This window comes from Glutamicibacter protophormiae, assembly GCF_014647495.1.
In the GTDB taxonomy this organism is placed as follows: Bacteria; Actinomycetota; Actinomycetes; order Actinomycetales; family Micrococcaceae; genus Glutamicibacter; species Glutamicibacter protophormiae.
The window spans coordinates 19415-45505 of record NZ_BMPH01000003.1 but is presented as its reverse complement, the minus strand read 5'-3'; the positions used below and the strand labels follow the sequence as shown (position 1 = coordinate 45505).

26 protein-coding genes are annotated in these 26091 nt (G+C 63.4%); 11 read left to right on the top strand and 15 right to left on the bottom strand.

Features of this window, described 5'->3' with window-relative positions; genetic code table 11:
* Nucleotides 1-132 precede the first annotated feature (132 nt).
* Together betT and IEY43_RS04520 are read right to left on the bottom strand one after the other, a co-directional pair.
* Nucleotides 133-2265 (bottom strand): choline BCCT transporter BetT, encoded by a 2133-nt coding sequence (gene betT, locus IEY43_RS04525; protein WP_188947428.1) that lies wholly within the window; start codon nucleotides 2263-2265, stop codon nucleotides 133-135.
* 178 nt (nucleotides 2266-2443) lie between these two features.
* Nucleotides 2444-3559, bottom strand: coding sequence for a mannose-1-phosphate guanylyltransferase (locus tag IEY43_RS04520; RefSeq protein ID WP_188947427.1), 1116 nt, complete (start codon nucleotides 3557-3559; stop codon nucleotides 2444-2446).
* Nucleotides 3560-3836: 277 nt separating this feature from the next.
* On the opposite strand from IEY43_RS04520, the gene sdhC reads away from it, so the two are divergent.
* The 4 genes from sdhC to IEY43_RS04500 all read left to right on the top strand — a co-directional run bounded on the left by sdhC (nucleotide 3837) and on the right by IEY43_RS04500 (nucleotide 7304).
* Complete coding sequence (gene sdhC / locus IEY43_RS04515; RefSeq protein WP_082123805.1) at nucleotides 3837-4217, top strand: succinate dehydrogenase, cytochrome b556 subunit; 381 nt, start codon at nucleotides 3837-3839, stop codon at nucleotides 4215-4217.
* A gap of 3 nt (nucleotides 4218-4220) precedes the next feature.
* Nucleotides 4221-4664: a succinate dehydrogenase hydrophobic membrane anchor subunit gene (locus IEY43_RS04510; protein WP_188947426.1), complete on the top strand. Its 444-nt coding sequence runs from the start codon at nucleotides 4221-4223 to the stop codon at nucleotides 4662-4664.
* Nucleotides 4665-4734: 70 nt separating this feature from the next.
* On the top strand, nucleotides 4735-6522 hold the full coding sequence (sdhA, locus tag IEY43_RS04505) for a succinate dehydrogenase flavoprotein subunit (protein ID WP_188947425.1): 1788 nt from the start codon (nucleotides 4735-4737) through the stop codon (nucleotides 6520-6522).
* Nucleotides 6522-7304 carry a succinate dehydrogenase iron-sulfur subunit gene (locus tag IEY43_RS04500; protein WP_047118408.1) on the top strand — a complete coding sequence of 261 codons (783 nt, stop codon included), beginning with the start codon at nucleotides 6522-6524 and terminating at the stop codon, nucleotides 7302-7304. Before sdhA ends, IEY43_RS04500 begins: the two co-directional genes overlap by 1 nt.
* A gap of 162 nt (nucleotides 7305-7466) precedes the next feature.
* Here IEY43_RS04500 and IEY43_RS04495 read toward each other — a convergent pair whose 3' ends face one another.
* Genes IEY43_RS04495 through IEY43_RS04485 form a run of 3 tightly spaced genes read right to left on the bottom strand, consistent with a single transcriptional unit; the run spans nucleotide 7467 to nucleotide 9540 of the window.
* Complete coding sequence (locus IEY43_RS04495) at nucleotides 7467-8141, bottom strand: GAP family protein (protein ID WP_188947424.1); 675 nt, start codon at nucleotides 8139-8141, stop codon at nucleotides 7467-7469.
* A gap of 8 nt (nucleotides 8142-8149) precedes the next feature.
* Nucleotides 8150-8566, bottom strand: a complete 417-nt coding sequence (locus IEY43_RS04490; protein WP_188947423.1) for a hypothetical protein — start codon at nucleotides 8564-8566, stop codon at nucleotides 8150-8152.
* 35 nt (nucleotides 8567-8601) lie between these two features.
* Nucleotides 8602-9540, bottom strand: a complete 939-nt coding sequence (locus IEY43_RS04485) for a DUF1214 domain-containing protein (RefSeq protein WP_229777279.1) — start codon at nucleotides 9538-9540, stop codon at nucleotides 8602-8604.
* Nucleotides 9541-9749: 209 nt separating this feature from the next.
* On the opposite strand from IEY43_RS04485, the gene IEY43_RS04480 reads away from it, so the two are divergent.
* Entirely contained in the window at nucleotides 9750-10832 is a 1083-nt protein-coding gene (locus IEY43_RS04480) for an ATP-binding protein (RefSeq protein ID WP_188947422.1), read from the top strand.
* A gap of 8 nt (nucleotides 10833-10840) precedes the next feature.
* Here the strand turns inward: IEY43_RS04480 and IEY43_RS04475 are convergent, their stop codons facing one another.
* Both IEY43_RS04475 and IEY43_RS04470 read right to left on the bottom strand, forming a co-directional pair.
* Nucleotides 10841-13390 carry a LuxR C-terminal-related transcriptional regulator gene (locus IEY43_RS04475; protein WP_374189849.1) on the bottom strand — a complete coding sequence of 850 codons (2550 nt, stop codon included), beginning with the start codon at nucleotides 13388-13390 and terminating at the stop codon, nucleotides 10841-10843.
* Nucleotides 13391-13535: 145 nt separating this feature from the next.
* The gene (locus IEY43_RS04470; RefSeq protein WP_188947420.1) at nucleotides 13536-14540 is read right to left on the bottom strand and encodes a formylglycine-generating enzyme family protein; all 1005 of its coding nucleotides are present in this window, start codon (nucleotides 14538-14540) and stop codon (nucleotides 13536-13538) included.
* A gap of 127 nt (nucleotides 14541-14667) precedes the next feature.
* On the opposite strand from IEY43_RS04470, the gene IEY43_RS04465 reads away from it, so the two are divergent.
* From IEY43_RS04465 to IEY43_RS04450, 4 genes are all read left to right on the top strand, one after another.
* Nucleotides 14668-15480, top strand: coding sequence for a GAP family protein (locus IEY43_RS04465; protein WP_188947419.1), 813 nt, complete (start codon nucleotides 14668-14670; stop codon nucleotides 15478-15480).
* On the top strand, nucleotides 15387-17183 hold the full coding sequence (locus IEY43_RS04460) for a SulP family inorganic anion transporter (protein ID WP_308425038.1): 1797 nt from the start codon (nucleotides 15387-15389) through the stop codon (nucleotides 17181-17183). Before IEY43_RS04465 ends, IEY43_RS04460 begins: the two co-directional genes overlap by 94 nt.
* A 66-nt stretch (nucleotides 17184-17249) precedes the next feature.
* The gene (locus IEY43_RS04455; protein WP_188947417.1) at nucleotides 17250-17651 is read left to right on the top strand and encodes a phage holin family protein; all 402 of its coding nucleotides are present in this window, start codon (nucleotides 17250-17252) and stop codon (nucleotides 17649-17651) included.
* A 176-nt stretch (nucleotides 17652-17827) separates the two neighbouring features.
* Complete coding sequence (locus tag IEY43_RS04450) at nucleotides 17828-18241, top strand: SHOCT domain-containing protein (protein ID WP_188947416.1); 414 nt, start codon at nucleotides 17828-17830, stop codon at nucleotides 18239-18241.
* Nucleotides 18242-18322: 81 nt separating this feature from the next.
* On the opposite strand, the gene IEY43_RS04445 is transcribed toward IEY43_RS04450, so the two are convergent.
* The 6 genes from IEY43_RS04445 to IEY43_RS04420 form a co-directional block, all read right to left on the bottom strand.
* Complete coding sequence (locus IEY43_RS04445; RefSeq protein ID WP_188947415.1) at nucleotides 18323-18841, bottom strand: 2'-5' RNA ligase family protein; 519 nt, start codon at nucleotides 18839-18841, stop codon at nucleotides 18323-18325.
* A gap of 1 nt (nucleotide 18842) precedes the next feature.
* Entirely contained in the window at nucleotides 18843-19853 is a 1011-nt protein-coding gene (gene trpS / locus IEY43_RS04440) for a tryptophan--tRNA ligase (RefSeq protein ID WP_188947414.1), read from the bottom strand.
* Nucleotides 19854-19862: 9 nt separating this feature from the next.
* Complete coding sequence (locus IEY43_RS04435; RefSeq protein ID WP_188947413.1) at nucleotides 19863-20699, bottom strand: exodeoxyribonuclease III; 837 nt, start codon at nucleotides 20697-20699, stop codon at nucleotides 19863-19865.
* A gap of 255 nt (nucleotides 20700-20954) precedes the next feature.
* Nucleotides 20955-21395, bottom strand: coding sequence for an NUDIX hydrolase (locus tag IEY43_RS04430; protein WP_188947412.1), 441 nt, complete (start codon nucleotides 21393-21395; stop codon nucleotides 20955-20957).
* A gap of 51 nt (nucleotides 21396-21446) precedes the next feature.
* A complete protein-coding gene (locus IEY43_RS04425; RefSeq protein ID WP_188947411.1) occupies nucleotides 21447-21944 on the bottom strand; it encodes a hypothetical protein in 498 nt (165 codons plus the stop codon).
* 68 nt (nucleotides 21945-22012) lie between these two features.
* Nucleotides 22013-22813, bottom strand: a complete 801-nt coding sequence (locus IEY43_RS04420; protein ID WP_188947410.1) for a GAP family protein — start codon at nucleotides 22811-22813, stop codon at nucleotides 22013-22015.
* A 110-nt stretch (nucleotides 22814-22923) separates the two neighbouring features.
* Here IEY43_RS04420 and IEY43_RS04415 point away from each other — a divergent pair, with 110 nt between their 5' ends.
* Complete coding sequence (locus IEY43_RS04415) at nucleotides 22924-24105, top strand: sensor histidine kinase (RefSeq protein WP_188947409.1); 1182 nt, start codon at nucleotides 22924-22926, stop codon at nucleotides 24103-24105.
* Nucleotides 24086-24703: a response regulator gene (locus IEY43_RS04410; RefSeq protein WP_188947408.1), complete on the top strand. Its 618-nt coding sequence runs from the start codon at nucleotides 24086-24088 to the stop codon at nucleotides 24701-24703. The genes IEY43_RS04415 and IEY43_RS04410 overlap by 20 nt, the downstream gene beginning before the upstream one ends.
* Nucleotides 24704-24728: 25 nt before the next feature.
* Here IEY43_RS04410 and IEY43_RS04405 read toward each other — a convergent pair whose 3' ends face one another.
* Entirely contained in the window at nucleotides 24729-25085 is a 357-nt protein-coding gene (locus IEY43_RS04405) for a VOC family protein (protein ID WP_188947407.1), read from the bottom strand.
* Nucleotides 25086-25134: 49 nt separating this feature from the next.
* The gene (locus tag IEY43_RS04400) at nucleotides 25135-26043 is read right to left on the bottom strand and encodes a LysR family transcriptional regulator (RefSeq protein WP_268240052.1); all 909 of its coding nucleotides are present in this window, start codon (nucleotides 26041-26043) and stop codon (nucleotides 25135-25137) included.
* Nucleotides 26044-26091 lie beyond the last annotated feature (48 nt).

Below are 26091 nucleotides of genomic sequence, written 5' to 3'. Positions count from 1 at the left end.
AAGACACCTTTCGAGACTACGCGTCTTGAGCCTAAGGAAGACAGTTTATCCGTAATGTGGCCGTCAACCGCGAAACAAGGGACACGGCGCCGCGGCGGGCGGCAGCATGCCGCCAGCCGCAGCGCCGTCATTCTAGGTGTCCTCGCGCCGGCTGGACTCGAAGTCCGATTCCCAGCGGGTGGTCATCACCGCTTCGGCATTAACCTGGCTGGGCTCGTCGGTCTGCAACTGCCCATCGAGGTAGCCCAGGTGCGCCTCGTACTGGTCAAGGATGTCGCCGATGACCTGCTCCTTTGTCAGGCCCATCAGGTCGTACCCGTGGCTGCCTTCCTGGGAGAAGACCTCGATGCGGTAGTAGACATCGTTGGCAGGGGCCGAGCGCGCATACCGGGGCACCGGCAGCTGCACCGGGTAGACCTGGTATTTGAACGGCCGCTCGGCTCCCGTGGCCACCAGCAGGTCCAGCGAAGGAAGCTGCAGGTTCGGCACGGATTCCGTGGTGACCTCCACGTCCGCTCCGCGGCTGCGGAATTCTTCGGCCACTTCCTCCAGCGCGGTCCGCGCCACCTCGTCCAGGTAGCGCCGCGTGGCTTTCAGTCCCGGATAGGTCATCGAACGGGCTAGCCGCTGCTTCCAGTTGCGCCGGTCGCTCACCGAGCCCAGCCGGCTGGCCAGCGCCTCATGCATGGTGTTCTGGTAGCTGCTGGCCAGCGCGGATTCCATGCGCAGCGACTTGAACAGGCCCAGCATGATCAGCAGCAGCACGAACGAGAACGGTAGCCCCATGATCACGGTGGCGCCCTGCAGCGTGGGCACGCCGTCCACGAAAAGCATGCCCATGGTCAGCAGGCCGGTAGCCAGCGACCAGAACAGGCGCACCGGCTTGGAGCCGTCGGCCTGCGGGTCCTTGAGGTGGGAAGTGAAGTTGGCCATGACCAGGGCACCCGAGTCGGCGCTGGTCACGTAGAAGAGCAGGCCGGTGAAGGTGGCGACCGCGGCGGTGAACGGCGCGGCCGGGAACTGTTCCAGCAGGCTGTAGAAGGCACGCTCCGGGGTGTTCATGGCGACCTCGCCGAACGCCTCGTTGCCCGAACGGACCAGCTGCAGTGCGCTGTTGCCGAAGATGGAGATCCACAGCAGGATGAATGCGAAGGGAACCACCAGTACGCCGGTGACGAACTGGCGGATGGTCCGGCCGCGGGAAATGCGGGCCAGGAACAGGCCGACGAATGGCGCCCAGGCGATCCACCAGGCCCAGAAGAACAGCGTCCACCCGTTCAGCCAGGCTTCGGGGCGGTCATAGGCGAAGGTGTCCAGGGCCATGGACGGGAACCGGGCGATGCTGTCGCCCACGTTGGTGATGATGCCGTCCATCAGGTAGGCAGTGCCCCCGGTGACCAGGATGAAAAGCATCAGGCCGATGCAGAGCAGCACGTTGAGCTCGGAGAGCCGGCGGATGCCCTTTTCGACTCCCGTGAGCACCGAGATCGTGGCCATCACCACGGCGATGACGATCAGGATGATCTGCCAGCTGCGGTTTTCCGGGATGCCGAACATGAAGTGCAGGCCGTAGTTCAGCTGGGCCACGCCGATGCCCAGGGAGGTGGCGATGCCGAAGATGGTGCCGAGCATGGCCGCGATGTCCACGGTGTGCCCCATCCACCCCGACGTGCGCTTGCCCAGCAGCGGGTACAGCGCCGAGCGGATGGACAGCTGCAGGTTGCGGCGGTAGGAGAAGTAGCCCAGGGCCATGCCGATCAGCGCGTACAGCCCCCAGCCAAGCAGGCCGTAGTGGAAGAGCGCCCAGACCATGGCCTGGCGTGCGGCCTCCACGGTCGAGCCGTCCCCGGTCGGCGGGGCCAGGTACTGGCTGATCGGTTCGGAGACGGAAAAGAACATCAGGTCGATGCCGATGCCGGCGGCGAACAGCATCGCCGCCCAGGTGAACATGTTGAATGATGGGCGCGAATGGTCCGGGCCCAGCCGTGTCTTGCCGACCTTCGAGACCGCTACCGCGATCACGAACAGCAGCACCGAGACGATGATCAGGGTGTAGTACCAGCCGAAGTTTCTGCCGATCCAGTCGACGGCCGTGGAGATGGCCAGGTCCGCTGAATCGCGGTCGATGATGGCCCAAAGAGCAATGCCCAGCACCAGTGATGCCGAGCCGAAAAAAACCACTTTGTTGATCCGGGTACGTGGCGTTCCGGGGTTTTGCGCCGTGTCGGCATCGGATGAATCGGACTCATTGTTGGCCGTAGTCATGACTTCAAACATACCAACCAGCCAAGGATCCGCCCGGGCCGCGCACAGTAAAAGCACAGGCCAGCATGGCCCTGGGCAATTGCCTTCGGTGTGGTCACGTCCGGGTTGCGGACGCTAATCGTGAAACTGGACACGCGCCGGCCGTCCCGGTCAACGGGAGGCCGGCGCGCGGTCAGTTTCAGAGCACTTCGGTCGCGCCGTCGGCCTTGAGCTGCTCGACGGTCTGCTTGACCTTTTGCGCGTGGTCCTTGGTGGTCACCAGCAGCGCGTCGGCGGTGTCGACCACCACGACGTCCTGGATGCCGACCAGGGCCACCACGCGCGGGCGGTCCGAATAGACAACACCGGTCGCGCTGTCCGCGTAGACACGCACTTCCTTATCACCGAGATTGATGATGCCTTCAGCCGCGCTGGCCTTGTTAAGGCGTCCGATGGCGGCGAAGTCCCCCACGTCGTCCCAGTTGAACACGCCGGGAATGACCGCCACGTCGCCGGCCGCGGCGGCAGGTTCCGCCACCGCGTAGTCGATGGCGATCTTCGGCAGGTCCGGCCAGACCTCGGCCATGACCTCGTCGCGCGCGTCGGTTTCCCAGGCCAGCGCAATGCGCATTAGGCCATCGTGCAGCTGCGGCTCATTGGCTTGCAGGTGCTTGAGCATCAGGCCCACCGGGGCCACGAACATGCCGGCGTTCCACAGGAAGCCGCCGCTGGCCAGGTAGCGGCGCGCGGTGTCCTCATCCGGCTTCTCCACGAATTCGACCACACCGCGTGCGCTCGGGGCATTGGCCACGTCCAGCGGATCGCCGGTCTTGATGTATCCGAAGCCGGTCGACGGATGGGTCGGATGGATGCCGATGGTCACGATCTTGCCGCTGGCGGCGGTGTGGATTGCTTCGCTCAGGGCCGCCTGGAAAACCTCAACAGGCTCGATGACTTGGTCCGCAGCGAAGGAACCCATGATGATCTCCGGGTCGCGCAGCGACAGGATCGCGGCGGCCAGGCCGATGGCGGCGGCCGAGTCGCGCGGCTCCGGTTCCAGGACCAGATTCTCGTCGCACAGCTCGGGCAGCTGGGCGACGACGGCGCCTCGGTGGGCGCGTCCGGTGACCACCATGATCCGGTCGCCGGCCAACGGCACCAGGCGGTCGTAGGTGGCGCGGATCAGGGTCGAGCCCGATCCGGTCAGATCGTGCAAGAACTTGGGAGCCGATGCACGGGAAAGGGGCCACAGTCGAGTACCGACGCCGCCGGCGGGAATCACGCCGTGGAATCGGGCTAAAAGGTCAGCATTCACGCCTTCCAGACTAATTCATTCTCCGGGAAATACCGGTATTGAGAACGATATCAATGGGCGAAATAGGCAAGTCGCCCATGACCTAATATTGGGGCATCGAAGCCTTTTACCGCATAGACGGCACTATTCGGTGAACATGCTCACAGGAACAAGACACGAAATAGATTGAGACCCGGCAAGTGGTTTAGACTCGCACAAGGAACGCTCGCACAAGTGCGTCAAATCTCATTGTGTGCAATATACACATGCGCCGTTGCGAGCCTTGGAGGTTAGTTCAGTGTCGAAGACTTCGTCAGGCACCCTATACCGCGGCCATGAAGGCATGTGGTCCTGGGTGGGACACCGAGTCACCGGTGTCGTAATTTTTCTTTATCTACTCGTTCACGTGCTTGATACCGCCCTCGTGCGCGTGGATGCCAATGCATACAACGCAGTGATCAGCACCTACCAGACCCCGTGGATGGCTCTGGGCGAGACCGGCCTGGTCGCCGCGATTCTCTTCCACGCATTCAACGGCCTGCGCCTGATCCTCGTTGACTTCTGGAAGCAGGGCACCAAGTACCAGCGCCAGATGCTCTGGGGCGTCATGATCCTGTGGGTTGTCGTCTTCGCAGGCTTCGCCATCCGCCACCTCTCCCTCGCATTTGGAGGTCACTAAGCCATGAGCGTCACCATTCCTGCTCCCCGCAGCCAGCGCATCGATCCGAAGTACAAGCGCGGTCCGAAGTCCCGCAGCAGCTTCGAAATGCTCGCATGGCTGTTCATGCGCCTTTCCGGCGTGGCACTGATCGTCCTGATCTTCGGCCACCTGATCTCCAACCTGATCGTCGGCGATGGCATCAACGCCATCTCTTTCGGTTTCGTCGCCGGCAAGTGGGCCGACCCGATCTGGCAGTTCTGGGATCTGGCCATGCTGTGGCTGGCCATGCTGCACGGCACCAACGGCGTGCGCACCATTATCAACGACTACGCAGAGAAGCACTCGACCCGAGCATGGCTCAAGGGCATCCTGTACGTCGCAACGATCTTCATCGTCGTGCTCGGCACCCTGGTGATCTTCACCTTCGACCCATGCGTGGCCGGCAGCACCCTGCCACAGTGCTAAAACCCTAAAACTCCCGTTTTAGAGCCAGACTTTTAGCCAGACAGATTTTGTAGAAAAGAGAGCATCAAGAATGCAGGTACATCAGTACGACGTAGTCATCGTCGGTGCCGGCGGTGCAGGTATGCGTGCAGCGATCGAATCCGGTCAGCGTGCACGCACCGCAGTGCTAACTAAGCTTTACCCAACTCGCTCGCACACCGGTGCGGCCCAGGGCGGCATGTGCGCCGCACTGGCCAACGTCGAGGAAGACAACTGGGAGTGGCACACCTTCGACACCATCAAGGGCGGCGACTACATCGTCGACCAGGATGCAGCAGAAGTCATGGCGAAGGAAGCCATCAACGCCGTGCTGGATCTGGAAAAGATGGGTCTGCCGTTCAACCGAACCCCAGAGGGCAAGATTGACCAGCGCCGCTTCGGCGGCCACACCCGCGACCATGGCAAGGCCGCCGTGCGCCGCGCCTGCTACGCAGCAGACCGCACCGGCCACATGATCCTGCAGACCCTGTACCAAAACTGCGTCAAGCACAACGTCGAGTTCTACAACGAGTACTACGTGCTGGACCTGCTGATGGTTGAAGAGGAAGCCTTCCGCGAAGACGGCACCGCCTACATGCAGAAGCGTGTTGCCGGCGTAGTCTCCTACGACCTGGCCACCGGCGAACTGCACGTTTTCCAGGCCAAGTCCGTGATCTTCGCATCCGGCGGCGCGGGCAAGGTCTTCAAGACCACCTCCAACGCCCACACCCTGACCGGTGACGGCATGGGCATCGCCTTCCGCTCGGGCCTCCCGCTGGAGGACATGGAGTTCTTCCAGTTCCACCCGACGGGCCTTGCCGGCCTGGGCATTCTGCTCACCGAAGGCGCCCGCGGCGAAGGCGCAATCCTTCGCAACTCGGAGGGCGAACGCTTCATGGAGCGCTACGCACCAACCATCAAGGACCTGGCCCCACGTGACATCGTGGCCCGCGCCATGGCCAACGAGGTACGCGAAGGCCGCGGCTGCGGTCCTAACAAGGACTACGTGCTGCTGGACCTGACCCACCTGGAGCCAGAGCACATCGAATCCAAGCTGCCGGACATCACCGAATTCGCCCGCACCTACCTGGGTGTGGAGCCGTTCACCGATCCGGTACCGGTATACCCGACCGCGCACTACGCCATGGGCGGCGTGCCGACCAACGTCGAGACCGAGGTCCTGCAGGACAACAACACCACCATCCCGGGCCTGTACGCGGCCGGCGAAGTGGCTTGCGTATCGGTCCACGGTGCAAACCGCCTGGGCACCAACTCGCTGCTGGACATCAACGTCTTCGGCCGCCGCGCCGGCATCGCCGCCGCCAAGTACGCTGCTGACGCCGAGTTCGTGGAGCTTCCGGAGAACCCGGAAGCCCTGGTCACCGCCCAGCTGGACGGCCTGCTGAACTCCAAGGGCACCGAGAACGTGGCCGAGCTGCGCAAGGCCCTGCAGGAAACCATGGACGCCAACGTCCAGGTGTTCCGCGATGAGACGTCCCTGAAGAGCGCGCTGGAGGTCATCGAGAGCCTGCGCGATCGCTACAAGAACGTGTCCATCCAGGACAAGGGCAAGCGCTTCAACCTCGACCTGCTCGAAGCCGTGGAACTGGGCTTCCTGCTGGATCTGGCGGAGGTCATGACCACCGCAGCGCTGCACCGCAAGGAATCACGTGGTGGTCACTACCGCGAGGACTTCCCGAACCGCGACGATGAGAACTTCATGGTCCACTCGATGTCCTACCGCGACCACAACGCTACTACCGAGGGCATCGCCGGCATCCGCATGGAAACCAAGCCGGTTGTCTTCACCCGTTACCAGCCAATGGAGCGTAAGTACTAATGAGCACCGAACTGCCAGAACCACCATCAAAGATTGAGTTGAAGGCCGGTGTTGGTGGCGGCGGAGAGATCCCTACCTTCAACATCACCCTGCGCGTTCGCCGCTACCTGCCGGAGACCACAGCAGAGGCCTACTGGGAAGACTTCAAGCTGACCATGTACGGCACCGACCGAGTGCTGGACGCCCTGCACAAGGTCAAGTGGGACCACGACGGTTCGCTGTCGTTCCGCCGCTCCTGCGCCCACGGCATTTGCGGTTCGGATGCCATGCGCATCAACGGCCGCAACCGCCTGGCCTGCAAGACCCTGCTGAAGGACCTGGACACCTCCAAGCCGATCACCGTTGAGGCAATCAAGGGTCTTCCGCTGGAGAAGGACCTGATCGTGGACATGGAACCGTTCTTCCAGTCCTACCGGGAGATCATGCCATTCCTGATCTCCAAGGGCCACGAGCCGACCAAGGAACGCTACCAGTCGGTCGAGGACCGCGAGCGCTTTGATGACACCACCAAGTGCATCCTCTGCGCCGCCTGTACCTCTTCCTGCCCGGTGTTCTGGACCGACGGCCAGTACTTCGGCCCGGCAGCAATCGTCAACGCGCACCGCTTCATCTTCGACTCGCGCGATGATGCAGGCGACATGCGCCTGGAGATCCTGAACGACAAGGAAGGCGTGTGGCGCTGCCGCACCACCTTCAACTGCACCGAAGCATGCCCCCGAGGCATCCAGGTGACCAAGGCCATCGCCGAGGTCAAGCAGGCAATCCTCTCGCGCACCGTCTAAGTACGCGAACTAAAGGGCCCGAACCCATGCGGTTCGGGCCCTTTTGCATGCCTTCAATGGCCGCGGGGCGCTGCCCGGCGCCACCCGCCGCGGCACCGGCGGTTAACTGGAAAGGTGCCTGCGACGCATGTCGCAGGCACCTATCGGCGGGCCGGGACCCGGCTAGATCCCTCCCAGTCCCTTGCCCAGCAGTTGTCCGCCCAGAACCACGAACAGCACCACCATGATGGCCGTGTTATTCGCGGTCAGCCATTCCCGGATCTGGTCCAGGACCTGCGTTGCCTTCTGCGGTGCGACCAGGAAGATCAGCACGGGCAGCAGGACGGTCAGCGCTGCGATCAGGGTAAATACCCCCAGCGCGGCCGCTGTCGCGGCGCCGCTCGCCTCCTGCTGGCCGATGGCCAACCCCGCGGCCGCCGCAACCAACAGGTTTTTCGGGTTCACCGCAGCCAAGAGGAATCCAAGTCCCAGCCCAATGCCGGGTTTCATAGAGTCGATGCCTTGCATCCATTTCGGAAGCTCCGGCTCGTCACCCTTTTTCGGACGAGAACGCCACTGCTTGATGGCCAGGAGCAGCAGCAGTGCACCAAGGATGATCTGGATGATCGCCACGGCCGGCTTGGGGTCCGTGGATTCGCCAGCCTCCGGCAGCACCCCTGCCAAGGCGGTGAACACGCTGGCCGCCGCTACGATGCCCAGGATCCATCCCGCCAGATAGCTGCCCCCCAGCGCCCGAGGACGCGGAGACATGAGCATCAAGATGACCGCGATGATCGGCACCGGGCTGATGGCAATGGTCAGGGCGTAGGGCAGGAGCTCTCCAAGTAGTTCCAGCACTTAGCGCTCTAGCACTTCAGATCGGTATTGGCGCTGGTCTGCGCAGACTTGAGCGCGGCCAGTTCATCGCTGATCGCGGCTTTGGCTTCCGGGACGCTCAGATCCTTGTCCAAGTCCTCGATCTTCTTATTCAGCTGTTCCCAGGAGTCGGCCAGGGCCTGCTTGCGGTCTGCGGAGACCTTGTCGAGGTTGCCTTCGAGCTCCTTGTACGTGGTGGCGACCTTTTCACGGGCCTCGCGGATTTCACCGACGCTCGACGATCCATCCACCGTGGCCTGCACGCCGGCGACAGCGGCGACGAAATCGTTGTAGGCCGTGCAGGCACCGGCTTCGTTCTCTGCGGGGGACGAGCTGCAGGCGGTGGCTGACAGCGCCAGAGAAGCTCCAAAGGCCAGGGCTAGTGCCGACTTGATGTGCTTGTTCATGATGATTCCTAGGGTGTTCGGAGTGATGTTGATGGTCAATGCGAAATGCTGGGGAACGTCCAGCTGTGGTCGAGGATTTCTGGATGCGGCCGGTAGAGCCGCACCAGGTAGTTCCAACCCTCCATGATGGGCAGGTGGTTCGGGACACCGGGTTCTCCGCCAAAGTTGACAGTGAAGCTGCCGTCCTCGTTCCGTTCACCGGTCACGGAGTTGACCGAGTAGGCCCCGAGGGGGTTCGGTTCGAAGTATCCCTGCGCGTTGTACAGGGAAATGGACCAGAATCCATCCACCGGGACCTCCCCAACGGTGAGCTGGAAGTGCTCGGCTGGCAGGCCCGGGTCAACGTTCATGTAGGTGGCTTCGGTTTCAGGCAGGCCGCCCCAGCCCAGCGCCGTGCCGATCAGGTGAAGTTCCGGCTCGACATCCTGCTTGCGTCCGAAGCAGCCGTCCAGGCTTGGAAGCTCGCGGCCCCGCTCCAGCAAGGACTGGCGGGTAGCTGCCAGCGATGCCGGGTCGTAGCCGGGCAGCTCGAAGTCGCGCTGCGATACCGATGAGATCCCCAGCTGGCGCTGCAGGTCGTTGACGATTTCGACGTCTGCGCTGTCGTCGGAGTCGACCAGGATCCGCGCGGTGACCATTACGAACTCGGTATCGAAATCGTCCATGGTCAGCTTGTGCTCGCCCGGTGCATGGAAGATCCGGTTGATGTAGTGGTCCTGGTTGACGATCATGACCGAGATATACCGTTCGCCGACCTCAGGAATGCTGAGTAGTGCACCCTCGGAAATGTCGACGATGGCAGCGCTGTAGAGCGTGTCGCGGTTCATCCGGACGATCGGCTGATTCTCGACCGGGGTCGGGGTGAACCCATGGCTCCACCGCCCGGTGCCTCCCGCCTGCGCGATGATGTTGGCGAACATGGTGTTGGATTCGGCACGAGTAAAATTCTCGAAATCCACGATTTGTCGGCTCACCGAAAAACCTTTCGTAGGCAGGCTGGTTCCTATTCCAATCTATGAACTCCGCGCTTCGTGCACATCATCAAATGTTGGTGATTTTGCCCGATCAGCCTGAAATATTCCCTGTGGGCCAGCCCCTGAAGCCGAACTCCGTGAGATTCTCGTTAAACGAGGGGCGGGCTCCACCACGCACCTTCCTGTAAAAACCGAAGGAGACATCTCACGTGCAGGCACTGAAAATTGGAACACGGGTAGGCCAGTCCACCGGACAGGTAGAACTGAATGCCTCGAAGTTCAATCGGCACACCTTCTGGTGTGGACAGAGCGGTTCGGGAAAAACCTACGCGCTGGGCGTGGTTCTGGAACAGCTGATCCTGCACACACAGCTGCCGATGCTGATCATGGATCCGAATGCCGACTTCGCCAAGCTCGGCAGCACCCGTCCGGAGGCCGATCCGGACGAAGCGCAGGGAATCCGCAATGCCTCGATGCACGTCCTAAATACGACAACGCCGGGCGGTGAGCGGCTGAACATCCGCTTCACCGACATGTCGGCGGCGGCAAAGGCCGCCGTGCTCCGCTTGGACCCGGTGCTGGACGCCGAGGAATACAATGCCCTGCTGCACTTGGAAGGCGAAGCCCGCAGTTTCGACGATGCAGAATTCATCGCGAATCTTCTCGCTTCCGGCGACAGTGGACAGGTCAGATTGGCCTACCGGATCGAGAACCTCCAGGTGCTCGGCTGGGATCTGTGGTCGCGCGGCGGAACCTCTGCATGCGACATCGTCGATGCCCGGCCACGGGTGACCGTCATGGATTTGGGCGGCTTCGCCCATCCTGAGGAGCCGAAGGTCGCGGCATTGGGTGTGCTTGAACACCTGTGGGCCACACGCCAAAGCCGCAAGCCGATCTTGATCGTGATCGATGAAGCACACAACCTGTGTTCCCCTAATCCGGTCACCCCAGTGGAGAAGGCCCTGACCGAACAGCTCATCCAGATCGCGGCCGAAGGTCGAAAATTCGGCCTCTGGCTGTTCCTTTCAACGCAGCGGCCAACCAAAATCCATCCCAACGTCCTTTCCCAGTGCGACAACTTGGGATTGATGCGCGTCAATTCGCCGCGTGACCTGAAGGAGGTCGAAGAAGTTTTCGGCTTCGTACCCACCGAGCTGCTGGAACAGGCCAAGGACTTCGCACAAGGCCAGGGGCTGTTTGCCGGCGGGTTCGTTGCCGAGCCCACGCTGAACCAGATGCGCGACCGGATCACGGTGGAAGGCGGAGGCGACGTCAAGGTGCCGTTGGTCTAGAGCCCGGTTCACACGGACAGCTTGATCGCGTCCCGCCTGCTGTTGACGCCAAGCTTTCGATAGATCGAACGCTGGTGTGTGCGGACCGTGTTCACCGAGACGAACAGCGTCGCGGCGATTTCTTCGGCTGTCATGGTGGTGCAGAGATAGCCGAAGATTTCCTTTTCGCGGGACGACAGTTGCGCACAGATGAGTGCCGTCCGGGAAATGCCCATTTGCTGGCCGATGCGCGGTGCCAGGAAGCCTTCATGCTTGGTGCCCCAGGCCGCGTGCTCGGTCAGCAACCTGCGAAGGACGTCGTCGGTGGGGGTGAAGGGAAGCGCGATCCCGGCGGGGGCCGCGATATCCAGCGCACGTTCAAGTTGCTCGTGGGCGGCGGGCCGTTCGCCCCGCTCGCGCGCCACGGCAGCCGAAACGACCAGTGCGTAGGCCGCGATATATGAGGCCATCTCCTGCGGCTTCAGTTGGGACAACCAGGCCGATGCCTCTTCAAGCTTCCCGGCCCGCCGATAGATGTCTGCCGCGCAGACCCTCATCACCGGGATGTTCGGCTCATATTTGTACGGTGCAAGCAACGCCAGCGCGGCGTCGACGTCATTGGCCGCGAACTTCAGCGCCGCCTGGCCCAGGGTCTTGTAGGATCCCCATGGCACGCCGTGCTGGTCGTTGCTGCTGACCCGTTCCATCTGCTCAGCGGCCTGCTGAATCCGTGCCGAGTTCCCCGTCGCTGCGACCAGCAACGCGTTGAAGACGCACCCGAGCGCCAGATAGGACGATCCGTGGCCACCGAGGCGGAATAATTCGGCCAGGTGTGCCGAGCATTCGTCGGTGCGGCCCTGCCAGAAGTCGAGATACACCAGGGTGAACGCGGTGATGCCTCCGTCGTAGAATTTCCAGCCGACATTGTGGGCTCCCAGGTCGCTGCCTCCATCACCGGTTGCCAGCTCCGGGGTCAGCTGCCGTGCGGACACGAAGTCTCCTCCGAAGCTCAAGGCGAACGCGAGATTGGACTGGCTGAGCCGTTTGAGGGCTGGCAGGTTCAGGGCTTCTGCATCGTTCATCGAGGACCGCAGGAAGCGTACGGCATCAGCCGTATTCCTTCGCAGCCGCAGTTCGCTCCACCCGACGCAGAACAGCTGGTAGGCGCGAGCCTGCGGCGAAATGTCGCTGTTCGGCAGGAACTCCCGGGCGCAATCAACTGCCTGCCCGAGTTCTTCCGAGCTGCGGGCCAGGAACAAGCCGCAAAAGGCCATCGCTTGCTCCTGCGGGCCCTGTTTCGGCGTCATCGCCTGCATCGAAGCGGCGGTTCGCTGCAGAACCGCTGCGCCGGTGCCGTCCCCCATCGCGTCCAATGCGCAGGCGCGGATCATCAGCAAGTCGGCGCCGAGCGGCTCCAGCTGTTCAAGTTGCAGGCATGCGGCATTCAGCAGCCTGGCCCCTGATTCGCAAAGTATCCTCAAGAAATACGTTCGGATGATGTCCCGGCATGTTCGGCTGTCCCGGGCATCCAACGCGTGGTGGATTGCGTCCAACGGGTATTCGTGGCGCAATGCGCACGCAGCAGACTTGTTCAGTTCCCGGGATCTGGCGGGGTCGAGCCGTTTGAGCAAAATCTGGCACAGCTTGGCGAAGGGCTCGTACCATCGGTACATAGTTTCCGCATTGGGGTCCAGATACCGTTCGAGGAACAGTCCCCGTGCAACACACTCCTCCAGCAAGGCGGTCGACTCGGGCATTCCGCTGAGCCGTTGCGCAAGAACCGCATCAATACGGAGGCACGACGTTGTGGCGAGCACGAACTGCTGCAGGGTCTCCGGGAGCTGCCGCAGGACTGCCTCCTGGACGTACTGCACGAGTTCGTCGCTGGAATTCTCCACGGCGGGATAGGCTGAAATGAGGTCCAGCGTATTCGCGGATTGCTCCGGTGCGAGCATGGACAGGTGGACTGCAATGGGCCACCCTGAGCATTCGGAAATCACCTCGGCGGCCTGCTCCGGGGCCAGTCCGTAGTGTTCTTGCACTTCTTCCCCGGTAAAGGACAACTCCTCGGGGCCGATGAGCACGGCGTTGCCGTTGCGCAGTTCTGCCGCGAAATGCTTGGCGAAGTTGTCGGTGCCGGATAGCACAAGTCTCAGGTTGAATCCCGAGTGCATGGACAGGATTCCTGCCATCCGGCGCAAGCTCTGGGCATCGACCAGGTGCGCGTCGTCGATCACGATTACCACGGGTTCGGAGAGCTGGGCGCCGGCCAGGCATAGTTGATGCAGGAAATCGTCGGCGCTCAATGAGCCCGGTGCCAGGTGCCCCAGCAATTCTTGGTCCGCCGGACGCAGCTGTCCCTGCAGCCGCTGCAGCGCTCCGAGTATCCCGCCCAGGAACCGCCGCTCATCAATCGAAGACATCCATGTCAGGCTGAGCCAGCCCAGGGGCGAAGTTCGATGCGCTGCCCAAGTGGACAACGCGCTCGATTTGCCGAATCCGGACGGAGCACTGACAAGCGTCACCGCATTGCGGTGTATGCAGGCTTCGAGGAGGCCATGCAGTCGTGTCCTTGCCATGATCGCACCGGCCGGTTTGGGCGCAGTGGTCAGGAACCATGGCGGCGTAGCCCATTCAAGGGACGGCGATTGCTCCATAAAAGGAATCGTATACGGAAGGAGTGCTTCCGGCATCTTTTATACTCGAGATGTACATATATTGCGCTTATCTGGCGCAGCGGAATCCGATATGCGAAGTCGCAGTGTCTTCATACTGCGGCGACCGGGCGGCAGGCCGGTAGCGCAGGCAGTATTCGGGGGCGCAGAGGTGCGATCCCCCTTTCAAGACACGCTGGACGATAGCCCGAGGAGCAGCGCTCTCCCGCGCTGGTACTGCTTTCGGGGCGCATCGGCAGGCCGCACCGTCGTCTCCAGGCCCTGCACCGCACGGTTCGCCCTCAGCGGCGACGGCGTGGGAGGAGGTGTAGGGGTCGCTGGTCCATTCCCAGACATTCCCGATGACATCATTGAGCCCGAAGGCATTGGCCGGAAAAACCCCAACCGGGGAGGTGCCGACCCACCCGTTGCAGCCCTTGTTCAAATAGGGGAATCGACCGCGCCAGGTGTTGGCCATGAGCCGACCGTCCAGATCCTGCTCCGGCCCCCAGGCGTAGGGGTCGGGAGTACGACCCGCTCCGGCCGCGTATTCCAGCTCCGCCTCGCTGGGAAGCCGCGCACCGATCCAATCTGCATAGGCAACGGCATCGTCATAGGCCACCTGCACCACCGGATGCGACTCGCGGCCGGCAAGGCCGCTTCCCTCCCCCAACGGATGGCGCCACTGCGCCCCCCTGGTCCAGCGCCACCATGCCGTCCAGTCCCGCAGGTCGACCGGTCCGGAAGTTTCAGTGAACACCAACGAACCTGGCAGGCGCTGCAATGGATCCAGATGCGGAAATTGGGATTCGCTGAGACCGCGCTCTGCGACCGTCACATATCCCGTGGCCCGAACGAAATGGGCAAATTGCGCGTTGGTTACCGGATCCCGTGTCAGCTGAAACGAGTCGACCCGGCATTCATGCACGGGAGCCTCTTCAGGGTAGAAGTCATAGGAACCCATGGAAAAACGTCCGGCGGGGATCTGTACCCAGGTCGGTTTTTCATCGACGGTGAGCGTAAGCCGCGACCCCAAGCGGCCGGCAAACGGGGTGGACCCGCTGTTCTCGAACATGGTCTAATCCTGCCCATCAACTGCCCCTGCGTAATCATCAACTGCTGATGATTTGAGCCCATGCACCTTCCACGAAGGCCGAACATCCACGACCATGGAATCAAGGGCCCGGGCGTTAACAGTTCCCATGGCCGAAACTGCTAGCTGCAAGGAGTTCGGCGGGCCATGCGGACCAAGAGCTTGGAGCGGGCGCACCAGCACGGTGCGGGCCCCTGGAGCCGTGGTGTTTAAGCTCATCTGGGACCTATTGCCCATCATGTTTGGACTCATCGCGAGCCCCCTGGCCGTCTTGGCGTTGCTGGCTGTGCTGTTTTCCCGCCGGCCGCGCCTCAATGGGCTCATGTACCTGCTTGGTTGGAGCGCGGCGGTCATCGCGGTCACGGTGGTTTCCTATCTGGTATTCAATGGGCTCGCACCGAATTCCGAGGCCCATTCGTGGCGTTGGGTCGCAATCACGCGGCTCGTGCTGGGCACCGTGATGTTCATCGGCGCCTGGTACACCTACAGCCGCTCCCCCAGAAAGCTTACCCACATGTTTGCCGCGGCGACGCCGCAGGATGTGCTTGATTCGATTCCCCAGCTGCCGCCGTGGTACCAGCAGATCGACAAATTCAACCCAGCACGGTCCGTGCAGCTGGGCGCCGGCATCTTCCTTTTCAACCCGATCAATGTTTCCTGCGCCATTGCCGCACCACTGGAAATCGAGCTGGCCCACGTTCCGGCGGGGCCCTCGGCAATAGTCCTGGCCTGGTTCCTGGTCCTGTGCATTGTCCCCATGGCGCTGCCTGTGTTCTGGCATTTCAAAGACCGGAACCGCGCTGAACCGGGGCTGCTGAAACTGCGTGCATGGATCGTCGTGCACAACGGCACGCTCGGCGCGGTCTTCCTGGCGATGACCGCCTTCGGGCAGTACCGCAACGCAATCGAGCTGTTGGCATGAAACGGGACAGCAACCCAGCCCCAGGCAGCTTGCGCAACTACCTCAGGCGCTTCGGCAACCGAACCACCGTCAGGCATGACGTGAAGGCCGGTCTGGCACTTGGCATGCATAGTGTTCCGGACGGGCTGGCCGCCGGTCTCCTGGCAGGAGTGAATCCGGTCCATGGACTTTACGGTTATTTGCTGGGCACTGCCGGAGGCGCCCTCGCCACTGGATCGGTCTTCATGTCGGTTCAAGTCACAGGCGCAATGGCGGTGGTGGTCTCGGATGTCCCCCAAGCGCACGACCCGGAGCAATCCTCAGCGGTGCTGGCGACCTTGGCCCTGCTCTCGGGACTGGTCATGCTGGGACTGGGACTGGCCCGGTTGGGATCACTGGTTAGATACATACCCACCGCGGTACTCATCGGCTTTATCAACGCGGTCGCGCTAAACATCATGCTCGGGCAGCTGGACAACTTCACCGGCTACGACAGCCAGGGCGACAACAGATTAAGCCGGGCGCTGGACACCGTGCTGCACGTGGTGCAGCTCAGCTGGTCGGCATGCTTGGTCGGAGGGATCACAATCCTGCTGGTGCTGTGGCTAGAACGCACTGCCTTGGGAGCAATGTCCATGGTTGTCACGGTGATCATCGGGTCCGCCTTGGCCGCAGCGCTGGCGCTGTTGCCCTTTGCTGAACCCGTGCTGCAGCTGAATTCGCTGGCGACAGTTCCGAACACCCTGCCCGGCCTGAGCCTGCCGGATATCTCACTCGTCCCGGAACTGGTCCTGCCCGCCCTGTCACTGGCGCTGGTCGGACTGGTCCAGGGAGCGGGAATCAGCGGAAGCATCGCCAATCCTGACGGGCGCTTTCCCGACCCCTCTGCGGATTTCCGGGGACAAGGAGTCGCCAACCTGGCCGCAAGCATGTTCCAGGGAATGCCGGTCGGCGGTTCCATGTCCGCCACCTCGCTCGTGCGGGCCGCGGGTTCGAAGTCGGCTCTGGCCAACCTCGTCGCGGCGGCGGTCATCGCCGTGACGATCCTGGCGCTCGGACCAGTCATCGGGCTGGTCGCCATGCCGGCCCTTGCGGGATTGCTCATGCTGGTGGGATTCCGGACCCTGAAGATCCACGACATGCTCATGGTGTGGCGCACGGGGCCCATCCAGGCAGCGGTGATCGCCGTGACGTTTGTGCTGACCCTGCTCATCCCGCTGCAGTACTCGGTACTTACCGGCGTGGGCTTGGCCATCATCCTGCATATTTCCCGGCAGGCCAACCGGACCGTCGTGAAACGCTGGATCTTCGATAGCGGCACGGTTCTTCCTCGTGAAGCTGCGCCTCCGGCCACTTTGGCGGCCGGGGATCTGGTCGTCCTGGTTCCCTATGGAAGTTTGTTCTTTGCCGCGGCGCCCGTCTTCGAGAAGCAGCTTCCGGAGATTCCCACCCGTTGCGAACGCGCAGTGGTCGTGATTCGACTGCGCGGCAAGGAAGACCTCGGCAGTACATTCATCCGGACCTTGGAGTCCTACGCGAGAAAACTCTCCGAGGCCGGCGGAACCCTGCTCTTGTCCGGACTCAGCCAACGGGCCTTCGAGCAGTTCGTCACGACCGGGGCCATCAGCGCCTTGGGCCGGGAGCACATTTTCTTGGCCCGGGAACACGTCGGAGAATCCCTGAGCGAAGCCATTGCTTTTGCCGAAGTCTGGCAACGATCATGAAAGTGAAGCGGTGATGGTTGTGTTAACTTCCTCGATAATTACTGTACCGACCAAGGAGTAGTTCTGATGATTATTTTTCTGATCCGCGCGGCAATCTATGTGGCCACTTCGGCACTGGGACTGCTGGTAGGCATGTGGCTGCTCGATGATTTCCATCTGGCACCGCAAGGATTCCTGGTGGCGGTACTTGTTTTCGCTTTCGCCCAATCGCTGCTCGGTCCATTCATCTTCCGCATGACCAATCGCTATGTTCCCGCGGCCATCGGCGGTTTCGGCTTGATTTCCACCCTGGCTGCGCTCTTTGTCGCAAGCTTGTTCCCCGATGGATTGACCATCAATGGATTCACCACCTGGATTCTTGCTGCGTTGATTGTCTGGGCGACCACGACGCTGGGCAGCTGGCTGCTGCCGCTCATTTTCTTGAAAAAGCGAATTGCCCAACGCGATGCAGCGAGAGGACAAAAATAGCTTCAAGGCCAGCCGCCGCCCACTCATCACCAATTGGTGAATTTTCGGCGACGTTGCAAAAGTTCATTGCCTTCCCTTGAAAGGAAGGTCATTCTGGAATAGGGAAAGTTTATTGCTGAAATTTCGATCATCGAATTTTCAGGTCAAGCAGGTATCTACCTTCTAAGGACTAAGTCATGGATTTCTGGAATTCACTCTGGAACATCATCTGGGTAATTGTTTCAGCCTTTGTTTTCGTCGCGTATCTGATCGCGCTGTTCTCGATCGTTAGCGACCTCTTCCGCGACCGCGAGCTGAACGGCTGGTGGAAGGCGCTGTGGCTCGTGCTGTTGATCTTCGTCCCGTTCATCACTTCATTGGTCTACCTCATCGCCCGTGGCCAGGGCATGGCTGAGCGAACCCACAAGGCCGCGGTAGGCAATGCCAACGCCGTTGAGGACTACATCCGCACCGTTGCACAGGTCAGCCCCAGCGACGAGATCGTCAAGGCCAAGGCCCTGTTCGATGCCGGCACCATCAACGCCGACGAATTCGAAATCCTGCGGGCCCAGGCACTGAGCCAAGCCGGAAAGGCCGCTCAGACGGCCTAACCGCAAACGCAGCCGCACAGCAGGCGCAAACAGGAAAACGCCAGCCCAAAGGGCTGGCGTTTTCCTATTGCGGCTGGGTTATCAGCCCAGCGTGATTTCCTCGCTCAGGCTCCACTGGCCACGTCGGGTGTCGAAGAGCTGGATCGATTCCACGGCGAAAGACAGGTCGATCCTGTGCAGCGCGGCCTGCGCGGCATCCAGCCTCTCCGCAGGTACATTCTGCGCGATGGTCAGGTGCGGATGGTAGGCGAAGCCCGACTCGTGGCGCAGCGCGTCGGATAGCAGCGCGCGGTGCAGCGTCCAGCATTCCTCCGCCCCGGCCAGCAGCGGCAGGTAGACCACCTCGCTGGCCGGACGGAAGGTGCGCGCCGGGCCCAGCTGCACGGTGAAGCTCGCGGCTGAACTGGCCACCTGGCGCACCTGCGCGACGGCCTTCTCCCAGGTGTTCAGGTAGGACCCGGACACCAACGTAATGTGCGGAGCGATCGCCTCGGTGTCCGCTCCCCCAAACTCCCGGCGCCAGGCGCGCAGGGTTTCCCGCTGCGGCTGCGGCACCGGGATCACCACGCCCAGCGTGAATCGGGGTTCAAGGTTATCCATCTCAGACGCCCAGCGGCGGCAGGAAGCCGACCTTCTCGTAGACATCGGCCACGGTCTTGGACGCAACGCTGCGGGCCTTTTCGGCGCCGACCAGCAGCAGGCGGTCCAGCTCGGCCGGATCGTCCAGCAGTTCCAGGGTACGGGTGCGGATCGGGGTCAGGCGCTCCACCACCGCGTCGGCCACGGCCACCTTCAGGTGCCCGTACATCTTGCCCTCGAATTCGGCGACCAGTTCCGGCACGTGGCGGTCGGTCACGGCCGCCAGGATATCCAGCAGGTTGGAGACGCCTGGTTTCTCCTGCTTGTCGTAGGCAATGACGGTCCCGGTGTCGGTGACGGCGGACTTGATGCGCTTGGCGATCAGCTTCGGCTCGTCGAGCACGTTGATCAGGCCTGCCGGCGACTCCGCGGACTTGGACATCTTGGACGTCGGGTTCTGCAGGTCGTAGATGCGCGCGCCCTCGGTGGGGATCTGCGCCTCCGGCACCACGAACGTCTCGCCGAAGCGGTGGTTGAAGCGCTGAGCCAAGGTGCGCGTCAGCTCCACATGCTGGCGCTGGTCATCTCCCACCGGCACACCCTGCGGCTGGTAGAGCAGGATGTCGGCGGCCATCAGCACCGGGTAGGTGAACAGACCGACGTTGGCTGCGTCGACGCCTCCCTTGGCGGACTTGTCCTTGAACTGGGTCATGCGGCTGGCTTCGCCGAAGCCGGTCAGGCAGTTGAGCACCCAGGCCAGCTGGGCGTGCTCCGGCACCTGGGACTGCACGAACAGGGTGGAGCGGTCCACGTCGATGCCGCCGGCAATGAACTGCGCGGCGGTCTTGCGGGTCCGGGCCTTCAGGTCCGCGGGGTCGTACTTCGCGGTGATGGCGTGCATGTCCGGGATGAAGAAGAATGCGTCGTAGTCATCCTGGGTCTTGACCCAGTTGACCAGTGCACCAAGGTAGTTGCCGAGGTGCAGGGAGTCGCCCGAAGGCTGCATGCCCGAGAGAACGCGGGGCTTAGTCATGAAAAATCCTTAAAACTGGTAGTCGACGACCAGCGGTGCGTGGTCGGAGAAGCGCAGGTCGTAGCCTGAAGCGCGGTCAACATGGGACTTGATGGCCTTGTCCGCCAGCGACGGGGTGGCCATGTGGTAGTCGATGCGCCAACCGGCGTCGTTGTCGAAGGCCTGCCCGCGGTAGGACCACCAGGTGTAGGGGCCTTGCGCGTCGCCGGCCAGCTCCCGGGCCACGTCCTTGTACCCCACCGAAGAGAAGAAGCCGTCGAAGTAGGCGATCTCCTCATCCATCACGCCGGCGCGCTTGTTGTGGTTCGGCTTCCAGTTCTTGATGTCCTTCTCGGTGTGCACGACGTTCAAGTCGCCCACCACCAGCACATGGTCCTTTTCCGCCGCCAGTGCCGGCAGGTGCTCGGTCATGCGCTGCAGGAAACGGTACTTGTCATCCTGCTTCTGGGTGCCCAGCTCGCCCGAGTGCACGTAGCAGGAGACCACGGTGAAGGTTTCCCCGTTGACCTCGAAGTCCGCTTCCACCCAGCGTCCGGATTCGGCGAAGTACTCGTCGCCGATGTTCTCTCGCACGGCCACCGGCTCGGTGCGGGAGAGCACTGCCACGCCGGCACGCCCCTTGTCCTTGGCCTCGGCATGCAGGATGTGCCAACCCTCGCCGATCAGTTCGCGCAGCACCTTGTCCGGTGCGCGCACTTCCTGCAGGCACAGGATGTCGACGTCTCGGGCGGCGACCCAATCTGCCATGTTCTTGCGGTAGGCGGCGCGAATGCCGTTGACATTGACCGAAGCCACGCGCAGGGCGCCGGCGTTCTTGCTCAGAATTTCCACGCTGGTTGGTATCACCCTTCCAGCTTACAAAATTCGCGTGCTGATTACGCGTTGATCGGCTCGCGCCCCGGAAGGAAACACGGATCGGAAGTTCAGTTCCGGCTCCCGCTGCTTCGAGCTTCGGCCGCCAGATCAGTGCGACAGTTCCTCGTCATCGATCGCACGCTGCCTCGCCGCCGGGCCATCCCACTGCGGGCATCTCCAGTTCCGTGCGGCAACGGGGCACCCCCTTCTGCCGCGGACCGCCCCGATGCCCGGCGGCTACCGGGCTTACCTGCCTGCACCAGGCGTGAAATCGCCGGTCGAGTCGCTCGGCGGCAACCCCGTGAGCAGTTGCTCGAACGCCCGCACTTCGTGGGGAACCACCGCGCTTGGCAGCTCCTCCAGCTCGAACCACCGCAGATCTGCGGACTTGTCCTGCTCCATCAGCAGCGGCTGGCCGTCCCAGGCGGTGCATTGGAAGAAGAAGTCGACGCGGTTCGGCGCGCGGTGCAGCACGGTCAGCGGCATCAGGTCTGCCGGATCGACCGTGACCCCCAGTTCTTCAAGGGCCTCGCGGCAGGCCGCGTGGAACACTGATTCCCCGGCCTCGACGTGCCCGGCGGCCCCGGAAGACCAATAGCCGTCCATGAAGCCGGTGCCGCATCGCCGCTGCAGCAGGATTTGGTTCTCGCGCCGGAAAATGACATAGGCGACGGCAATCAGTTCCATGACGTCCTTAAAAACATCGAGGCGGCCGAAGCCGCCTCGAGAAGTATGCATTTAGCCGATGATTTCGCCGTCCAACGGCTTGGCCGGTTTGATCATGTCCCGGGCATTGCCCGCGGTCATCTGGATGGTGTCCAGTGCACGGTCGATCATTTCCTCGGACTCCGGGGTCTTCAGCTCCCGCTGCTCGGAGATCACCCGTGCCTGCACCTGGACGATCTTGAAGGAGTGGTCAAGCTTCATGTCGCGCTGGCTGGTGGCTTCGTCGACGACGACGGCACCGGCCTGGGCGCGCGGGGTGGCCGCGACGGTGGCTTCGCGCAGCGACTCGTTGATCTTCTGCGCTCCGCGCTTGAGTCCGAACATCATGAACCCGGCGAGCAGCAGCCAGCCGGCGGAGATGACGACGACAAACCAGCCGACGATCTCGTTTGAGTTGGCGGCGAAAATGACCGCCACCAGAAGGACGATGACCATGACAGACATGGCCAGGGTCGATGCGTTGAGGGTGATTTTCCGACCCTGCTTCGCGCTGCTGCCTAGAGGTTCCATGCCTTCAATTCTCGCATCATCCCGCGGTGCAGGCCAATTGCGTTCCTGTCCTTTCGCCCACAGCGTTTCTATCCCAGCACGCTGCCGACCAGCTCGCGCAGCTGCACCCCGTCCAGGCTGAGCCTGATCAGGAAGTAGCCTGCGATGCCAGCCACCCAGCCCAGCGTCTCCTGCGCATAGCGGCCCAGCTTCCGGCCGGCCGCCTGCAGCCACTGCTCAATCCGGTCCCCCGCCGCCCTGCGCACGCCCACTAGCATCAGGGCCGGTGCGATCATCACCAGGCAGTACCCGGCCAGCACCAGCGCCTGCACCCCGGCACTCCATCCGGTGCCCTGCAGCACGCCCATGGCTCCCAGGTAGGGAAGCATGGTGGGCAGTTCCAGCAAACCGGCCAGCAAGGCCAGCACCACGACCCCGGTGCGGGTATCCAGCGCGGTGCCCAGCCGCCGGCGCAGCGCCCCGGATACCTGCGGCTCTTCGGCACCGGAGTCCTGCCGTCCCCCGGCCTCGGCCCGAACGCCGCCGGCGGTTCCGGCCTTGCGGGTGGCGGCGAGCTTCTGCTCATCGGTGCGGTAGGCCAGCGCCCAGATGATCATTCCCGCTCCCGCGGCCAGGCCGAGCAGCCGGACCACCGGAGCGTCCATGGGGATCCGGGCCGCGGCCAGCTGGACTCCGGATCGCAGCAGCAAACCGATCACCCAGTAGAACCCCGCCAGCAGGCAAAGGTAGAGCAGCACCCGGGGAATTGACCGGCGGTAGTCCCGGCGCAGCAGCAGCCAGACGGGAATGACCAGGGTGCCGATGCTGGTGGCGTCGATCAGCGCGAGCACCACCAGCGAGGCCGGTGCGGCGTGTGTGAAGATGTCCATGCTTCCAGCCTGTCGCGGGTACCGGCGCCGCGGTATCCGGCAATGGCCCCGCAGGATCTCCCCCTTAAGGCGGATGCCGCCCCGCCCGGCGGATGGTGCATGCTGGAGGCATGACGACGTTGCTCCGGCGTCTCGGCAGCGGCCAGGAAGAGCCTGAAACCGCCGGGATGTATCTGTTCCTTGCCGCGGTGCTGCACGCCTTCGGCGTGGTGAACCCGCCGCTGGTCGAGCTGCCGGGCTGGCTCTGGCTCCCGGTGCTGCTGCTGGGCCTGGGCGCCGTCCTGCTGCGTCGGCGCTGGCTGCTGCCCGCGGTGCTGGCCATGGCCTCGGCCGGGCTGGGACTGCTGGCGCTGGGCAGCGTTGCCGGGTATTTCATGGCGTTCGAGGCGGTCTTCAGCGTCTTCCTGCTCGGCGGGACGCGGCTGCGCCGGATGTCGTTCGCCGTCATGTGCCTGGTTTCGCTGGTGGCGGCCGTGCTCGCCTGGGAGACCACGCAGGCCGAACAGCAGGTGGTGCTGAGCCTGTTCCTCACCGGGTTCATCTTGTTCACCCCGATGCTGTGGGCCCAGAACGTGCGCACGGCCCAGGAACTGGCGGCCTCGCAGGCCGGGCGTTCGGCGGCGCTGGCCGCCGCCGCCGAGGAGCGGGCCGACCGGCTCACCGCGGAGCACCATGCGGCCCGGGTATCGGAGCGCACCGCGCTGGCCCGGGAAATGCACGACGTGCTCTCCGCCAGGCTCTCCTCCATCGCGCTGCTCTCCGGAGCCGCGCTGGCCGCCGCGCCGGGCAGCGAACCGCTGGCAACCATCCGCCGCGAAAGCGTCACCGGGCTGGAGGAAATGGCGGACATGGTCCGCATGCTGCACGCGGGCACCCCGGCGCTGGCCGCCCGGCTGACCGATGTGCCGCAGCTGGTCGCCGATGCCCCGGAAGAGGTCCAGCTCGACTATTCGGTGGCCCATCCCGAGCGCATCCCGGCCGCCGTGCACACCGCCGCGCACCGCACGGTCCGCGAGCTGCTGGTCAACCATGCCAAGCATGCCCCGGGCAGCACGCTGCGCTTGAGCCTGGAGCAGCGGACGGGCAGCGTGCAGATCATGGCCAGCAATCCGGTCCCGGCGCAGCCCGGGAACGGCTTCGGCACCGGCGTCGGGCTGGCAAGCATCCGCACCCGCGCCCTGGCCGTGGGCGGCAGCTGCGACATCCAGTCCACCCCCGAATTCCAGGTGAAGGTCACGTTGCCGACCGCCCCGCGCCCCGAGGAAGAAGCCCATGAAGATCCTGCTCGTTGACGACCATTCGACAGTGCGCCTGGGCATCCGCCTGGTGCTCCAGGCGGCCGGGGACCTGGAAGTCGTCGGGGAGGCGGCGGACGGCGCCGCCGCCCTGCCCATGGTCCGCGCGCTGGCTCCCGACGTGGTGCTCATGGACCTGCGCATGCCGGTGATGGACGGGATCGCCGCGACCGCGCGGATTTCCGGTCAGGCCAAGGTGATCGTGCTGACCACCTTCGATGACGACGACTACCTCTTCGGCGCACTGCAGGCCGGAGCCCACGGCTTCCTGCTGAAGTCCGCCGAACCGGAGGCGATCATCGAGGCGGTGCGCGCGGCAGGCCGCGGCCAGTCCGTGCTGGATCCACAGGTCACCGCCCGGGTCATGGAAAGGGCGCTGGCCTCGGCGCCGCCAGCGGTGCTGCCCGAAGGGCTCACGGCGAGGGAGCGCGAGGTGCTTGAGGGAATCGGCGAGGGGCTGAGCAACCCGCAGCTGGCGCAGCGTCTGGGCATCGGAGAGAGCACCGTGAAAACGCACGTCTCGGCGGTGCTGTCCAAGCTCGGGGTGGGCACCCGGCTGCAGGCGGCCAGGATCGCCTATGGCGCGGCAGGCTAGCTAGCCTGCGGCAGCCGGCCTGCCGCTACCAGCTCACCAGGCAGAAGGGGTGCTCTTGCGGGTCGAGGTAAACACGGAAGGTCTTGGCGCCTTCCCCGGTACTCCGGGCGCCGAGATTCAGCACCAGTTCCTCGGCCAGGTCCAGGTCCTTGACCCGGACGTCCAGGTGCATCTGCTGCGGATGCACATGGCCCGGCCATTCGGGCGCTACATAGGGGCTGACGGCCTGGAATGCGACGGCCGGGCGATCAGGGGCATCGCCGATGCTCACCCAGTCCGGGTCGTTGTCAATCCGGACCATGCCCAGCAGCTGCTCGTAGAACGCCGCCAGCGAGTCCGGGTCCTCGCAGTCGATCACCAATGCCTGCCATGTGCCAATCATGATGCCTCCTGCGCCCCATTATGCGGTAGCCGCCGGTGCTTGGATAGGGCTACCAGGAATCTGCCATGGCTTCGCGGCAGTGCGCGATCAGCGCCTGCACCCGGGCCGGCACCTTGACCCCGCGCGGGGTGATCGCCACGACCGAACTGGTGGAGGTCAGCGAGCTCGGAAGCTCCGGCACGTGCAATTCGCGGAAGGCCAGGGGCCTGCCCTCCAGGGACATTTCGGCATTGTTCGGGCGGCGCATCATCAGGCCGTAGCCCAGGCCGCGCCCGACCATGGCGGAGACCAGGATCATCTGCGGCACCTCGGCGATGATCTGCGGGTTCAGGTCCTGCGCGGCGAACAGCTGCAGCACGTATTCGGTGGACGGATCCGACTCGTACATCACCAGCGGCTCGTCCACCAGGTCGGCCAGCTCCAGCGGCCGCTGCAGCCCCGCCAGCGGGTGCTCCGGATGCAGCACCACCTGCATCTGGGTATCGTAGATCAGCTGCTTGTCCATATCCGGCGGCAGGCCCAGGTCGTACACGAACGCGACATCCAAATCCGCATGGCGCAGCCCCGGAAGCAGCGACTCATGCGTACCCACTTGGACCGAGAGCTCCACTTGCGGGTGCTCGAATCCCTGCATGGTCGCCGGGATCAGGTGGGGCGACAGCGAGGCGAAACAGCCAAAGCGCACCGGGCCGCGCAGCACGCCCTCCTGCTGCGGAAAAGTGGCGGCCAATTCACCGACTTCAGCAACAATTTTGCGGGCCAGGGACGCGAAATGCACCCCTGAGGCAGTCAGCGAGAACCCGTGCGCCTTGCGCCGCAAGCACAGTGTTTCTCCGGCCAGCTTCTCGATCGCCGTGATCGCCTGAGACAGCGCTGACTCGGAAATACGCAGTTCGTCGGCTGCGGATCCGAGGGTTTTATGGTCGGGCAGTTCAGCCATGATTTCAAGATGCCGCATGGAGTACATAAGCCAGCCTTCAGAAGTTCTACAGACAATTGAAGTTTA